The sequence below is a fragment of the Aestuariibacter sp. GS-14 genome (genome assembly GCF_006494365.1).
Lineage (GTDB): Bacteria > Pseudomonadota > Gammaproteobacteria > Enterobacterales > Alteromonadaceae > Alteromonas > Alteromonas mangrovi.
Genome location: NZ_VHIP01000001.1, coordinates 485,791 through 500,912, shown reverse-complemented (window position 1 = coordinate 500,912; position 15,122 = coordinate 485,791). Strand labels below are relative to the sequence as shown.

The window sequence follows — 15,122 nt, the reverse complement described above, 5'->3', positions numbered from 1 at the left end:
ATGAACTTCGCTTTTTAGCACTGCCAAATCGTCTGAATGCGTCAAAGTGAGTTTGTTTAATTATTTGTTAGCTAAACTCTACCGTTATTCGCTGTGTAAAAATACAGAAAAGATAAATCTATTGCTTTTTTATATTAAAAATTTGAGATTTCAACGCTTTTGCGACTACGAATAGACGTGTTAACCAATCTTTTCTCAATAACCGAATCATGAAAAGGTGGTAATGATGGTTAGATAACGACTGTTTGTACTGACTTTCGCCGCCCATAAAATCATATTTGGAACAGCCGCGTTGTGCGTAATAGCTTATCGCGTAGGTGTGTAAAACCAGTCCGGGCTGAAAACGATTGGAGGATTCGAGATAATTGATTCCAGACAGGTAAAAATACACTTGATCATTTGAAATCAAGTTGTACGTATAACCAATACAGAGATCACCGGCAAAAAAGCCTAAAATCTCACAATGTGGGTCGCTTGATGAAGACCGCATCAGGCTTTGATGAAATGCCTTAAACGTAGGGTTATTAAATCCGCTTCCCTGATCGGTATGTTGCCAGCGGTCTGCATGAAACCGAGCTAATTCTTCCAGAACGGGTTCAGGCGGCTTACTACCGAACGAGCGGACAGTGATGTCTCCATAATGCGCTTGCAGGTATTTAATCGCTCTGCGAATTCGGCTTCTGGTATTGCTGGAACATTGTGCAAGATAATTGTCCTTGCTGGTAAAAGCGGGTTCCAGTAAAACTGCATAGCCAGGGATCGCGGTTGATTCGGCGAAAAAATCCGGGTGATTCAACCAGGAGGAGGGATTGGCAGTGATTTCCAAACGCCATTCCCGGGCTATACTTTTACACCAATTCAGAACTAACCTTACCGCTTTGTCGTGCCACTCTGGCAGCGCTAACAGGTCGTTAAACTCAATCCAGATTTGATCGCGCAGCATGTCGCCGGTCTTGTTGAACCATCCGCAGGTAAAGGGAGACCGGATCCCTTTGGGAGGAGAGAGGACCACAAACACCGAGGCAACCAGGGTATCGCCACTAAAGCATTGCAGCCATAACGGTGATTTGTCTTCATTCTGCTGCAGCCAGGGTATGAGCCAAAATGGCTTAGTAAATGGTGTGGCAGAAGGAATATTTGCAGCCAGAAGTGATGTCGCATGTGCGACATCATTCAGGCTGAAGGTCTTTTGGACTAACAGTTGCAACGGCATGCTCTGATATTACCGCTATTGTTGTTCTTCGAGCTTCTTCATTAGCGCCTTGTGTAAGGATTTTTGCGCGGATGACGTTGGATAAATTCTGCCGAGCATATTTTTGGCTCTGGCTTTGTCGCCGTCAAGAATCATTGCTTCTGCTGCATGTAACTGGATTTCTTTGTTATTTGCTGCTTTGCCAAGTGCTTTTTCAATGTAACTTCGGCCTTGTTTAACATCACCCATTTTGATCAGGATATAACCCAGAGTATCAAGTGCAAATTCAGACTCTGGTGCAATACTAAACGCGGCTTTGGCCGCCTCCAGCGCCTTGTCGTAATTCCCCGCTTGAGTGTGAACGCCTGCCAGATTGTTGAGTGCTGCAAAGTCGTTAGGTTTTTCTACGAGGATACGATCATACAGGGTAATGGCGTCGCTATAAAAGCCATAAGCAGTAGCGTACTCGGCTGTTACAAATTTATATAACGTATTTTCCGGAGATTTGCCGACCTCAGTGTGTAAATAGTTCAAACCAGACTTTGCATCTTCGGCCCCCGCCAGTGCAAAAGCCAGCAGTCTGGCGACCGCAAATCCAGGGTTATTTTCGTAGGAAGCGGTAAGCAACTTTACTGCGTCTGAGTAACGCTTTTCATTCAGTGCCAATAGTCCCCGGGTGTGGGTCAGCGCGGCCAATTCACTGCCATCTTCTTCTAGAATAGAAATTGCACGTTTGGATTGTGCAAACTTGCCGGTTGATGCGGCTAAATGCGCTTCCAGTAACACCAGGCGCTTATCTTGCGGGAAGTAGGTTCTGGCTTGTTGTGTGGCTTCCATTGCTCCGTCAAAATTACTCATGAATTGGTAAGTAGAAATCAAGCGGTACCAGCCTCTTCTGTCGGTTGGGAATTTATCCGTCCAGTCTTTATACGTTTCTACGGCCTGGCTGAATTCACCGTTTTCTACATAGGCATCACCCAATGCCTGGTAGATACCAAAATTCTGTGGGTCTTCCACTTTCTTCAGTAAGCTAATGGCTTTATCTGGCTGTTGTGAGCGCAAATAAATAAATGCCAGGGCTGAAACGGGGGCTGAGGCGTCAGGGAATGCTGCTATTCGTTGGGTAAGGTAGCTTTCAAGTTGAGATTCCTGGCCCTGACCGATTTTGATATTGACAACATCAATCAGGTTTTGCAAATCATTGGGGGTTAGAGCCAGCAGCTTTTCAGCATATACCATGGCGTCTTCAAACTTGTCCTGGCGAGCTTTACCAATCATCATATAGCGTAGGGCAGCAGTATTTTCAGGGTCATACTTAAGTACCTGACTAAAATGCTTACCCGCCTCGACTTCCTGATTGTCGCGAAGGTACAAAATACCTTTTAGGAACTCGCCATTGATTGCGCTTAATTCACCCCATTGCTCAGCAACGGCGAGTGCTGCTGCTAAGCCTTTTTCTTCATATTTTGCCTGCGCAAGCAGGATCCACGCCTCACCCAGATTGGGGTCAATATTTAACGCCTGTGTTAACGAATCAACTGCCGATGCCTGATTGTCATCCAGCAGGATAAAACCTTCACGCAGCAAACTCACTGGGTTATTCGGATCGAGAGTCCGGGCTTTTGACAGATAACGTTCTGATTCCGCGCGCTGGCCTTTTTGGAGTTTTTGCAGGGCTGCGAGGCTATATATTTCAGCTCCCTGACCGGGCTCTATACTCAGGCCATCAAGGCTACTGGCAACATCCTCAACATAGCCTAACTCCAGTTTAACCTGTGCGAGCAAGCGGTGAGTCGGGTGGCCAGGTGGTAAAGTGCTGGCCGCTGTATTTAAATAGCGTAAAGCACTTTCTAATCGCCCGGTGCGGTAGGCACTTGTTCCTGCCACAAAACTGGCAAGAGCGGGTTTAGCATCGTTTTGCAACGCAACATTTGCAAGTTGAAGAGCTTGTTCGTAATTATCCTGGTAGAAATAGATCAGTGCTTTTAAGTAATTGGCGTGTCCACTATTGGGATTTAACAGCAATAAGCGTTCTACCTGCTCATCGGCGCGAGTAAGTTGTTTATCTTCAATCAACTGTTCGGCAAGTAAAAAGCGAGCTACGTGGTAACTGGGAAAGATCTCCAGTGCGTCAGTGAACGCAATGATGGCATTTACATGTTCGTTCTGGAGAGAATAGATCATTCCCTTGAGTAGCTGCTTTTCAAAAGGCTCAATTGAGGGCGTGGTAAACTTTTGTGTAATGTTCAGCGCAACCGTTGGGTTGCCCTGCTCAAGTGTCTGGTAGGCCTGAGCAATCAGTAATTCTTCCTGCTTCAGTGATTCAGCAGGGATCACCGGATCCTGCTCTCCACCTTTTAGTTTTGACAAATAGCTAAACAAGGCAAGTGTGCTTTTAACCTGCGTATCCTGAATCACGGGTTGTGAATCGAGTTCTAACAATACGCGATCAAAGTCATTCTGATAGAAAATTGACCGGATTAAGACTGGGTAAGCATCCACAACCGGATAGGCTAGATCTAACGCGCGGCGAATTTCTTTCTCTGACTCTTCAAAGAGTCCCTGTTCAAATTCAAGACGCCCTAATTGGTAACGCGCTTCTGCATTATTCGGCTCAGTGATTACGGCGTTCTTTAATTCAACAATGGCCGCAACTTTTTCACCTTCTGCTACCAATGCCATTGCATTAGCAAGTTGCTCTTCGGCCGACTTTGGCGTACAGGCCGATAACGCGATAACAATCCAAAGTGCGTTCAGACGTTTTATTTGCATCCTTTCCTCTCACTACTACTCTTTTCAGTGCTGCTTCAAGATAACAGTTTGCTTGCGGACTGGCTACCGTTACTCAACGAACGGTATGGCCAGTGCGGTAACTGGAACTGGGATATTGTTATACTGATTATGCATCGTACTTTCCTGGCGACAGAATATTATTCGGATCCATAGCCTGTTTTATCACTTTTATCGACTGCCAGAACGGGGTGCCTTTATCCAGTCTGGCTTGTTCTGTGATGGGTAAACGATAAGGCACAAAGCCTTGCTTACACCCTTCGTCAATCAACGCCCTCAAACAGGCATGTGCCTTTTCTGTTTGTGCAGGATCCTGCTTATCGAATACCAATGGAACTGTCGAGTCGATACAATCGTGCTTAAGGTTGGTAAACGTAATAAAAGGGTCCAGTTCGAATCGAAGCATTGTATTTCTTACGAAATCGACAAAGTGGGACAGCGTAGATGGATCCATGGCAATAAGCGGTGCATACCAAAGTAAGCCACACTGGTCGTCCGCGGGATGTAACGGTAAGGCTTTGTCTGGTTGTTTGGATGGATTGCGCCAGTAAGGAAGAGGGAGTGCAACCTGGTTGGGTTTGCCTAGCATAATCTCAACCCCTTCTTGCAATGAAGTAAGTTGCGCTTTTACATCTTTAAACATGGGAATGAAGTCGAGCGGCATCGACGCAAATCGATGCGCCATTTTCAGTAATAGTGAATCAGAAAAGAGTATTCTGCCAAGTTTTCGGGCATGTCTTTTGACGTATTTCTTAACATAATTCACCACGGGTTGATCGCCGTAAATTGAACCCACAATCATCCATTCCGGTAAGCGCTTAGCAGCAGCAAGCGAATTAACCTGTTCATCCGTTAACGGCATGATAGGGGATTGATCAATATTTGGATTTTTACAGGTCATTGAAACCAGACGACGTTTGTCCATCAGGTTAATAGAGCCAACCATGCCGGCCTGGGATTCCAGCAGCGTTCGAATAAACTCAACACTTTCCTTAAATTTTTCCGCGTCGAATACCTGAATATAAAAGGCGCTGAATGCATTTGGCTTCTTCGCCAGTCTTATGGTCATTTCTGACACTATGCCTAAATTGCTTTGGGTAAAGAGTCCATCCAAATAAGGGCCCAGGCCCCATTTGAAGGTTTTGTCTATAAAATCGTCTTCGCTTTTATCGAGTGCTGATACAGCAGAAGCGTACTCCTGTTGGCACAAATCAGGATGAGGAATAAATGCCTTAAGTGCTGTGCAGGCATAGAAGTGGTCAGTATGCGGCGTAATGCCATAACCGCGCTCTAGCGCATTACTTAGCACACTACAACTGGGACCCGCACCTGTTACAGGCACCATATGCTGCCAGTCTTGCTCCTGCAAGTAATCGTAGAGCATTTGCTGCGTAACACCTGGTTCAATGGTAATGAGCCCTAGTGACTTACTGGTGGGCATTATTTGACACATGCCCGACAAATCGAGCAATACAATAGGGCGATTGGCACTATCCTGAGTAATTGAACCATATCCCCAGTTTTTGTTGGAACTAACGGGGTGAACAACAAAATTATGCGAGTTCGCAAGTGCTAACAGAGACGGTATGATTTCTCTGTGCGAAATCTTAATAGCTGCCGCCAGTGCAGCATGGTCGCTAAAAGTGGTGCCACTGTAAGCTTTAATTGCGTGCTCAGTTGAGATAATGACGGCGTGTGGATGAGAATCGAAATGGTTTCGAAGTGTTTGGTAGATATCCATAATAGTGCTTGGTTATTCCTCGTAACCACTACTATAGCTTTTTTTTTGCTAAAACAAAGAAAGCCGGCATTAAGCCGGCTCAAAAAATAAAACTTTATGTCATTTTAGCGTTTCAGACGTGAACGCAATCCCAGCGCAACCAGACCAAAAGCAAATAACGCTAAACCAGTTGGTGCAGGCACCGGAATTTCGCGAGTGCTTAAACCAATTACAATGTTGTCGAACTCACCTGCAATACCGCTGGTATCTATTACCAGTGTATCGAACTGATCAGCAATCGAGAATGCTATGTTCACGTAGGTGTTAGAGGCTGGGCTGGATTGATTACCAGACTGTCCGCCTAAGGCCGACAACAATTGCGAACCTGTAATTTGAGTTACCAGACTACCGCCGGAATAGAACTTAAAATCGTTGTAAGTATCAACTGAACCCCAGTAAAAGCCCAGATACGTAATTCCCAACAGCGTGTTGGAACTTAACGTACTTGTGAAATAAGTCAGTAAATCGTTATAGTCAAACGTGATAGAGGATGTACCAGAGCCGTTGTTGGTAACATAACCATAACAGGTTGTGTCGTTAGCAGGGGCTGCTGCCACATTGTTAAGCGTACCTTTTCTTACGCCTATCTCAGATGCACTGGCCGTTACATCTACACCGATTGGTCCGCCGTTTAAACTGTTTACCGCGCATTCACTTTCAAACCCGGGCTTTGTATAAGCAGTTGAGCCTGGGAATGTAGGATCACCTGTAGCGATATCAAATGTTTCAATAAAATAACCAGATAAACCACCAGTAACCGGGTCAATGAATGAACTGGTTAAGCCTGAACCGTCATTGGCCGTTGCGCCACCGAAGGTAATAGTTGCTGCATTTGCAACATTTGACGACCCCAAAACTACCGCAGCAGTGAGTGTGAGGGCTTTTGTAAAGCTGGAAAATTTGTTCATTTTACTATCCCCTGTAAAAAAGAAAGTTACACTGAACAATAAAGCATCAATTGTGCCAAAAAATAAATAATTTATCTTTCAATGAGTTGCGAATTTAGCAAAGCGACGGGGATGTTAAGGTGTAAAAAAAACCGGCACTTGGCCGGCTTTTTTAGCGGTAAACTTTCTACCTCGTTATTTTTTCAAACGAGAGCGTAGGCCTAATGCAATCAGACCGAAAGCGAACAGTGCCAGACCTGTAGGAGCAGGAACTGGAATTTCACGGGTGCTCAGACCAACAACGATGTTGTCGAACTCACCTGCAATGCCGCTGGTTTTAATTACCAGAGTGTCAAACTGCTCTGCGATAGAGAAATCGATGTTTACATAAACGTTTGACTTAGAAGAAGTCTGGTTACCAGACTGACCGCCTAACGCACTCAGCAATTGTGAACCGGTAATTGATGTTACCAGGTTACCATCTGAGTAGAACTCGAAATCGTTATAAGTATCTACTGAACCCCAGTAGAAACCTAAATAAGTAATACCTAACAGGGTGTTTGAGCTATACAGAGTGGTGTAGTAGCTTAACAGCGCGCTGTAATCGAAAACGGTAGTAGCAACACCAGAACCGTTGTTGGTCAGGTAACCGAAGCAAGTTGTGTCACCGGCTGGTGCAGCTGCAACGTTTGCAACAGAACCTTTGCGAATACCTACTTCAGAAGCGTTTGCAGTTACTGTAACGCCAGCAGGACCGCCGTTAGCACTGTTAACAGAACATTCCTGATCAAAACCTGGGTCGTTGTATGCAATAGAACCTGGAAGACCGCTAAAGTTAGTTGCTTGGTCAAACGATTCAATGAAATAATCTGCTTGTCCACCAGTCAGTGGATCAATGTATGAACTGGTTAAGCCTGAACCATCATTCGCAGTTACACCACCAAAACTGATAGTTGCAGCCTGAGTAGTAGATGCAAAAGCCAGGGCTACCGTCAATGGTAATGCTTTTGATAAAATTGATAATGCTTTCATTAGTACTGTCCTCTAAGATTCGAAAGTTACCGCACTTAGCTATTAGCATCATGTGTGCCAGTTTTTAAATAATATTAATTAACAATAACTTAAGTTGTCTTCAAGTCGCTGGGAAATAGCTGCTGTAAAGTTTTTCGACATATATGACGGTTTTACTGACGTTATTTAAATTAACTAATACGCCTGCTCAAAAAAGACTATTTATACAACGTATCGGGTAATTTGGATAACGGGTTGGTTGATTATTGAACGAGTTGTTCAGGAGTTTTGTTGAATTTGCTTGTTAACCTGAGTTTGAATGTCTTTCAGCATGTATTTAAATCCAGGTGTCAGATTTTTTAACAGCAACTCTGCATTGATATAATAAGGCGCTCGTTGACCGTGATAATCAATGGTAGGGCCAATTTGTACAAACTTAATGCCAATAAAACGCATACTGCGCGCTAGTCGTGGTTCCATCATGACAAAGGCGTGACGAATACCCTGACTAAGCGCTAATGATGCTGCCGTTAAATACAGGCCGATAGCAATAAATGGAAAGCAGCGAAGCTCTGTTTCAGAGTAGGTGGTTTCGTTAATTGCACCGGTTGCTGCCCCGGCAAATTTATCCATCGCCCGTCGTCTGAACTGTGCAGGTACGGCAAGGCGGGATATTTCACAAATCTCCTCTCGCTTGAAATGTCCTGGCGTAAATTCAGGGTGGGCAATGGAATGCAGACAATATTTTTCCAAAGGAAGCAGCTCATCTGAGCTTCTTGGTGTTACCAGTCTTACGGTACCTGCATATGCCTTGGTATTCAGATGCTGAATCATACAATATTGTGACCAGGCGTCGAAGTCGTCAGTTTCCATGCCATTTTCTCTGACGGGCTCAAAAGCAAGTTCCTCGCAGTATACGTTGTGACGAATTTTATACACTTCATCACGTAACAGGTCTGAATGCGCAATAACCGGGGTTAAAAATGTAGAAAAGTGTTTTGAAATAGCGTCAGCTTCCCGCAAACGCTTGTAGGCCTGCCATAATTTTCCGATTTTTTGGCTTGTACTCTTAAACACATCTACCTCTGACGAAACCCCACTTTAGCAGTGGCATTGATTTGGCTGGATAAGGCGTTGACCCAATCATTCATATTGGAATAATAGTAGCACTCTTTTTAAACAAGTAGATAAAAATCGTTCTTATACTTATGGTGCTGTTGTTACTGGATTATTTTTGTTATCGCTATAAATAACATTTACTTGAATGGATTTTTTGTGATTTCACCTTTTACCTGACCATGTTTCAAACAGAAGGCCAACGTATTCATAAAGTGCCCGGTGAGTGTGTTCAACACTGCTAATCGACGGCATATTTAACACAATATCAAAGTCTGGCGGGCTTAGATGTTCAACTGGCACAGCAATCAGTTGGGAAAATCCCACACGTTTGGCAATGAGCATCAGGCGTTTCATGTGAGTTGCCGAAGTGACTACCGAAATGGGGACATCACCAGTAAACGAGTACAGTGCAATCAGCTCTTCTTCGGTATTCGAACCTTCTGACAAGGCAATAACCGGGCTGTTTGTTATATACCCGGTAAAGCGTTTGGCCTCCTGAGCATAATCGGTTTGCGGATCTTCCAGAAAATGACCTGCCGTTACAATAATGGTTTGGCCCGATATTCTGGCCATCATAGCCGTTTGCGTTAATCTGGTGAGTGAGCAGCGCGGCCACTGGCTTACTTCAACAGTATCAACATCGTAAAAATAGCAGCCGGGAGTATACAGATACGCAGCTTCCTGCCAGCGCGTACTTTGCAGCGTAAGTACCGGATAGGCATACTCGAGTGGACGTAGCAGATAATTGCTGAAAACATACTGGCTACTGATAAAAAGCCACGTTATTGCTGAGGTAACGAGCCACGATGCCACGCGCTTTTGTGGACGTTTTAAATGGCATACCCACGCAATAACGAATACTATAAATGCTAGTACCAGTGGTGACAGCATTAATTTGACGGTGTATTTAACGAAGCCTATAAATAGCGATTCCATGCACGATGACCTGAAACATCCATGCTATCATCCTTACGAAAACTGACAGGAGTTGCAATGACGAGATTGTGTTTTTTTCTATTATTTTTCAGTTTTGTTGCCAACGCACAGGACGCGGTTAACTGGGTAAATATTATTCAGAAGGTAAAACCCTCGGTGGTAGGAATTGGCTTACACACGCCAATGAATGCACCAGCCAATCAGTTACAAGGTACGGGTTTCGTTATTGGTAACGGCAAATTTGTTGCAACCAACTACCATGTGATAGCGGAACCATTGGATCCGGAAGTTGTGCAATACCGTGCGGTATTTGTTGGTAACGCAAAAAACACCCGTACTCTGCGCGCTGAAGTAGTGGGATTCGATCCGGTGCATGATTTGGCTATTCTCAAGATAGACGAAGCTCTCAAGCCGTTTAAAGTTGGTGCTGATACCTACGTGCCCGAAGGCACAATCGTCGGCTTTACCGGCTATCCGATTGGCGCTGTGCTGGGGTTATACCCAGCAACGCACAGAGGCATGGTGGCTGCTATTACGCCCGATGCAATGCCTGCTTATAATTCAACGCAACTCTCAATCAACATGCTGGACCGTCTGAAGCAAACCTTCATGATTTATCAACTTGATGCAACGGCTTATCCCGGTAACAGTGGCAGCGCTATGTACCGTGCAGATAATGGTGTAGTAATAGGCGTGATGAATAAAGTATTTGTTGCTGAAGGAAAGGAAAACGTACTCAGCAAGCCATCAGGCATATCATACGCTATACCCGTAGTGCATCTGCGAGAGCTGGCGGCCAAATACAATATCGATATCTGATGTACAGGAAGTGGATGTGATCAACGGATGATCTATCGCGGCTGGCAATGCTAACTGAGTTGGTTTATTGTTTTGGCACGATTTCACGTCGGTTCTGTTAGTGTATGTTCCAGAGAGTATTTAGAGGCTAACGGCGCTTTCGTAAACAAGTTAAGTAAAAGTCTGTGAGGGTCACAGATCTCAGGAGTGTAGAATGAAAGTGCTCGTTACCGGGGCTGCTGGTTTCATCGGGGCTGCTGTCAGCAAAGTACTGGCAGCCAGAGGCGATACGGTTATTGGGGTGGATAATCTCAATGATTACTACGATGTAAACTTAAAACTCGCACGCTTAAAAGCACTGCAAGAGGCTGGTTTTTCAGGGCGTTTTGAATTTATCAAACTCGGTGTGGAAATGCGCGAGGGTATGGAGGCGTTATTTGCTGCGCAACAGTTCGATTGCGTTGTACATCTGGCTGCCCAGGCTGGAGTGCGGTATTCATTAGAAAATCCTCATGCTTATGTTGATGCCAACCTGGTTGGGTTTATGAATATTCTTGAAGGGTGCCGTCATCACGCTGTTAAGCATTTGGTTTATGCGTCTTCCAGTTCAGTATATGGCGCCAATGAAACTATGCCGTTTTCTGAATCGCATAATGTTGATCATCCGGTAAGCCTGTACGCCGCCAGTAAAAAAGCCAATGAGTTAATGGCGCATACATACAGCCACCTTTATCAGTTACCTACCACAGGATTGCGTTTCTTTACCGTATACGGCCCTTGGGGACGCCCGGATATGGCACTGTTTAAGTTCACCAAAGCAATGCTGGAAGGCGAGCCTATTGACGTTTATAACTATGGAAACCACCGACGCGACTTTACTTACATTGATGACATCGTTGAAGGGGTGATTCGCACGCTAGATAATCCGGCAGCAACTGATAACAGCTGGAGTGGCATTGAACCGAATCCGGCCACCAGCAAAGCGCCATATCGAGTGTACAACATTGGGGCGCAAAACCCGGTGAATCTGCTTCATTTTATAGAAACACTTGAGAAAGCGCTTGGCGTGAGTGCAGACAAGCGCTTGCTGCCTATGCAACCTGGAGACGTGCCTGATACCTATGCAGATGTCTCTCGTTTAGTTGCTGATACAGGGTATCAGCCATCGGTGAGTGTTGAGCAGGGGATTCAGGCGTTTGTTAGCTGGTATCGTGAGTTTTATAACGTGTAACTTGCGGGGAGGGGTATGCGGGTTACAAAACCGGCATGACTGGTCGCTCTAACCGCTGAAGTTTTGCCGGTAGAAAATTCATTGCCGTTTGATAGCCCTGTTGAAACAGGGCTTCCTTATCGGTTTCATCCATATCAAAATCAACTGAAGATGCTGAACCGGTATTGATTACCAATGTGTTATGCCAGTGCTCGGCATGCACATATTCCCGCGATAGCGCCGTCATAAAGGTGCGGATCAACAAGCCAATATACTGTGGCAGTATGAACCGTTTGGGGTTAAACGGCTGCTCTCTCGCTTCACTGCGAAGCCGGAAACACACATTGGGTGTGCCATCGCGCTGCCAATCCTGAAATAGTGCATCTTCGGCAAGGATCGCGCCGTCTACCAGCATGTGCTTTTCATACACTTTAAAACTGAAAAGCAGAGGAATCGACATGGAACACCGTACCGCATGAGAAACACGCATGTTTGGCGTTTGTTCTTTATTAAAAATAACCGGTCCGCCACCGTTTACGTCTGTAGCAAGAATATGTAGCGGGATAGGTGCATCGGCAAAGGTCATTCCGTCGATTTGTTTGTCCATCCAACGCTCAAATTTAACACCAGATGAAAGCCCACCATATCGGAGTAAGCGAAATATTGAAAAATCCCTGAACTGTTTAAAATCGGTATTCACCGCAAGGTTGTACAGATCGGTATTCGACAGCCCGTAGCTGTGAAGTGCTGCAACAATGGAGCCGCCGGAAATGCCAACCAAAGACGAAAACTGGACATCAAGATCACTGAGTGCTTTTAAAATACCAATGTGCGCAAGCAGCCTGGTGCCGCCTCCGGAAAAAATGGGAACAATTTTATTTACTGCTGGCATTCACTCACCCGTGTTGTAAAACGGTTAGCAATTCACTTTGAGGGCCTGGCTTTATTCCGGAACCCTTTTATGAGCATATACTAAAAACGAGGTTTATCGAGTTGATTAGTGACGATATTAACAAAGCAGGCCATATTTCAAGAAGTGAAATTAGGCCTGCGTTTTGATTTGACGTGGCTTTGGAAATTATTGAGCGCGTAATGCCGCTTTCATTTCTTTGCGCTTTTGATGCAGCAATGGCTCGGTGTAACCGTTGGGCTGTTCTTTGCCTTTGAATATCAACTCACTGGCGGCCTGGAAACCTATTGAGCTTGCAGTATCTGGCGTCATTGGAAGGTATTCCGGGTCGTCGGCATTTTGTTTATCAACCAGCGCAGCCATGCGCTCCAGTGATTCCTGAACACGTGTTTCGGAAATCACACCGTGCGCTAACCAGTTTGCAAGATGTTGGCTGGAAATACGCAGCGTTGCCCGGTCTTCCATTAAACCCACATTATTAATATCTGGTACTTTAGAGCAACCCACTCCCTGATGCACCCAACGCACAACATAACCCAGAATACCTTGCACATTGTTATCAATTTCACGTTGAATTTGGTCATCCGACAAACTACTTGTGTCGCTTAGCAATGGAATCGTCAAAATATCATCTATACCATTAAAGCGCTCGGCGGCCAGCGTTTGTTGCAAACCAAATACGTCCACCTGATGGTAATGGAGTGCATGTAATGTGGCTGCGGTAGGTGAGGGTACCCAGGCGGTGTTTGCGCCTGCTTTCGGATGACCAATTTTTGCAGTCATCATTTGTGCCATTTGATCGGGGATTGGCCACATACCTTTACCGATTTGGGCTTTACCCGACAAACCGCAAGCAAGACCGGTGGCTACGTTTGCTTTTTCGTACGCCTGAATCCAGGTCATGGTTTTTAAACTGGCCTTGTCAGCGAAGATGCCAGCCTGCATTGATGTATGAATTTCATCACCAGTGCGGTCCAGGAAACCAGTATTAATAAATACGGTGCGCTGTTTGGCTGCCGCGATACAGGCTTTTAAGTTAACACTGGTGCGACGTTCTTCGTCCATTATGCCCATTTTTAGAGTAAAGGGCTCAAGGCCAAGTACCTCTTCAATTTTGCCAAATAATGCGTTACTGAAGGCCACTTCTTCCGGGCCGTGCATTTTGGGCTTAACAATGTAAATACTGCCTGTGCGGGTATTTTTAAATGGGCTGTTACCCAGCAGGTCGTGCTTGGCAATTAACGATGTGATCACGCCATCCATAATCCCTTCTGGTACTTCCTCGCCGTCGAACAGAATGGCATCGTTAGTCATCAGATGGCCTACGTTGCGCACGAACATCAGGCTTCTGCCAGAGAGCGTCAGACTGTCTCCGTTAGGCGTTTGATACTGACGGTCGGCATTCATACTGCGAGTGAATGACTTACCCGCTTTATCCATGGTTATGCTCAACGAACCTTTCATCAGGCCCAGCCAGTTCGAGTAAACCAGCGTTTTATCTTCTGCATCTACCGCCGCAACTGAATCTTCACAATCCATAATAGTGGTAAGCGCGGCTTCAACCAGGATGTCCTTCACGCCAGCCGGATCTGTTTTGCCAATAGGATGAGAGCTGTCGATTTGTAATTCGAAGTGCAGGCCGTTGTGTTCAAACAAAAGTGCATCCGGTCTTTTAACGCTACCCTGATAGCCTTTGAACTGGTCCGGATTTTGTAACGTCACAGACTCGCCGTTTTTCATGCTCACAGTAATTGTGTTGCCTGCAAGGCTGTACTTTACAGCATCTTCGTGACGGCCAGAGGCCAGAGGTAATAAGGTATTTAGCCATTCGCGGGCAGTAGCAACCACTTTGGCTCCGCGAATTGGATTGTAACCACCGCTTTTTGTTGCGCCATCGTCCTCGCTGACAACGTCAGTGCCATATAAGGCGTCATACAGACTACCCCAGCGCGCATTTGCCGCATTTAATGCATAACGTGCATTATTAATTGGCACAACAAGTTGCGGGCCGGCCATCGTTGCCATTTCGGCGTCAACATTACTGGTTTCAATGCTAAAGTCGGCTGGTTCAGGTAACAGGTAGCCAATGTCTTGCAGAAACTGCTTATAATCGGGGCCTGTCGCTGGTTTGCCAGCCTGATGATAGGCATCAAGCTGCGCTTGCAAGCTATCCCGTTTTTCCAATAGTGCTTTGTTAGGGGCAACAAACTCAGCAAGCACGGCTTCAAATCCTTGCCAGAAGTCAGCTGGCTCGACACCTGAGCCAGGTAGTGCCTGTTCGTTAATGAAGTTGTCGAGAACGGACGCAACCTGCATACGGCCACGTTGAATGTAATCCTGCATAATAGTCCCCTGGATCAAAGTATTTTCTACAGTGTAGAGGGTTAACAGATAATTTCTAAGTTTATGGTTTTTATTGTAGCCATAAATATAGTGAATCATTGGTTGGTGCAGGGATAACGTTCGCTTGCCGGGCAAAAGCGTTGCCC

General features: G+C 45.5%; 11 protein-coding genes. 2 read left to right on the top strand and 9 right to left on the bottom strand.

The features are described 5' to 3' along the window. Positions 1-118: 118 nt before the first annotated feature. The 7 genes from FJ444_RS02185 to FJ444_RS02155 form a co-directional block, all read right to left on the bottom strand. The gene (locus tag FJ444_RS02185) at positions 119-1,207 is read right to left on the bottom strand and encodes a GNAT family N-acetyltransferase (protein ID WP_181405029.1); all 1,089 of its coding nucleotides are present in this window, start codon (positions 1,205-1,207) and stop codon (positions 119-121) included. A 21-nt stretch (positions 1,208-1,228) separates the two neighbouring features. Continuing rightward, entirely contained in the window at positions 1,229-3,964 is a 2,736-nt protein-coding gene (prsT, locus tag FJ444_RS02180) for an XrtA/PEP-CTERM system TPR-repeat protein PrsT (protein ID WP_140956264.1), read from the bottom strand. A gap of 127 nt (positions 3,965-4,091) precedes the next feature. Then, entirely contained in the window at positions 4,092-5,723 is a 1,632-nt protein-coding gene (locus FJ444_RS02175) for an FAD-binding protein (RefSeq protein WP_140956263.1), read from the bottom strand. A 104-nt stretch (positions 5,724-5,827) separates the two neighbouring features. Then, positions 5,828-6,670: a PEP-CTERM sorting domain-containing protein gene (locus FJ444_RS02170; protein ID WP_140956262.1), complete on the bottom strand. Its 843-nt coding sequence runs from the start codon at positions 6,668-6,670 to the stop codon at positions 5,828-5,830. Between the two features lie 174 nt (positions 6,671-6,844). Further along, on the bottom strand, positions 6,845-7,681 hold the full coding sequence (locus FJ444_RS02165; protein ID WP_140956261.1) for a PEP-CTERM sorting domain-containing protein: 837 nt from the start codon (positions 7,679-7,681) through the stop codon (positions 6,845-6,847). Positions 7,682-7,939: 258 nt separating this feature from the next. Beyond that, complete coding sequence (locus tag FJ444_RS02160; protein ID WP_140956260.1) at positions 7,940-8,737, bottom strand: PEP-CTERM/exosortase system-associated acyltransferase; 798 nt, start codon at positions 8,735-8,737, stop codon at positions 7,940-7,942. A 204-nt stretch (positions 8,738-8,941) separates the two neighbouring features. Beyond that, the gene (locus tag FJ444_RS02155) at positions 8,942-9,715 is read right to left on the bottom strand and encodes a YdcF family protein (protein WP_140956259.1); all 774 of its coding nucleotides are present in this window, start codon (positions 9,713-9,715) and stop codon (positions 8,942-8,944) included. Between the two features lie 57 nt (positions 9,716-9,772). On the opposite strand from FJ444_RS02155, the gene FJ444_RS02150 reads away from it, so the two are divergent. Then, complete coding sequence (locus tag FJ444_RS02150) at positions 9,773-10,534, top strand: serine protease (protein ID WP_140956258.1); 762 nt, start codon at positions 9,773-9,775, stop codon at positions 10,532-10,534. Between the two features lie 193 nt (positions 10,535-10,727). Continuing rightward, a complete protein-coding gene (locus FJ444_RS02145) occupies positions 10,728-11,744 on the top strand; it encodes an NAD-dependent epimerase (protein WP_140956257.1) in 1,017 nt (338 codons plus the stop codon). 22 nt (positions 11,745-11,766) lie between these two features. Here the strand turns inward: FJ444_RS02145 and FJ444_RS02140 are convergent, their stop codons facing one another. Then, positions 11,767-12,615 carry a patatin-like phospholipase family protein gene (locus tag FJ444_RS02140; RefSeq protein WP_140956256.1) on the bottom strand — a complete coding sequence of 283 codons (849 nt, stop codon included), beginning with the start codon at positions 12,613-12,615 and terminating at the stop codon, positions 11,767-11,769. 186 nt (positions 12,616-12,801) lie between these two features. Then, positions 12,802-14,976: a malate synthase G gene (locus FJ444_RS02135; RefSeq protein ID WP_140956255.1), complete on the bottom strand. Its 2,175-nt coding sequence runs from the start codon at positions 14,974-14,976 to the stop codon at positions 12,802-12,804. Between the last annotated feature and the right edge of the window lie 146 nt (positions 14,977-15,122).

Excerpts from the sequence above, each read along its gene's own strand:
- prsT (WP_140956264.1), bottom strand. The coding sequence starts at position 3,964 with ATGCAAATAAAACGTCTGAACGCACTTTGGATTGTTATCGCGTTATCG.
- FJ444_RS02175 (WP_140956263.1), bottom strand. The coding sequence starts at position 5,723 with ATGGATATCTACCAAACACTTCGAAACCATTTCGATTCTCATCCACAC.
- FJ444_RS02170 (WP_140956262.1), bottom strand. The coding sequence starts at position 6,670 with ATGAACAAATTTTCCAGCTTTACAAAAGCCCTCACACTCACTGCTGCG.
- FJ444_RS02165 (WP_140956261.1), bottom strand. The coding sequence starts at position 7,681 with ATGAAAGCATTATCAATTTTATCAAAAGCATTACCATTGACGGTAGCC.
- FJ444_RS02155 (WP_140956259.1), bottom strand. The coding sequence starts at position 9,715 with ATGGAATCGCTATTTATAGGCTTCGTTAAATACACCGTCAAATTAATG.
- FJ444_RS02150 (WP_140956258.1), top strand. The coding sequence starts at position 9,773 with ATGACGAGATTGTGTTTTTTTCTATTATTTTTCAGTTTTGTTGCCAAC.
- FJ444_RS02145 (WP_140956257.1), top strand. The coding sequence starts at position 10,728 with ATGAAAGTGCTCGTTACCGGGGCTGCTGGTTTCATCGGGGCTGCTGTC.
- FJ444_RS02140 (WP_140956256.1), bottom strand. The coding sequence starts at position 12,615 with ATGCCAGCAGTAAATAAAATTGTTCCCATTTTTTCCGGAGGCGGCACC.
- FJ444_RS02135 (WP_140956255.1), bottom strand. The coding sequence starts at position 14,976 with ATGCAGGATTACATTCAACGTGGCCGTATGCAGGTTGCGTCCGTTCTC.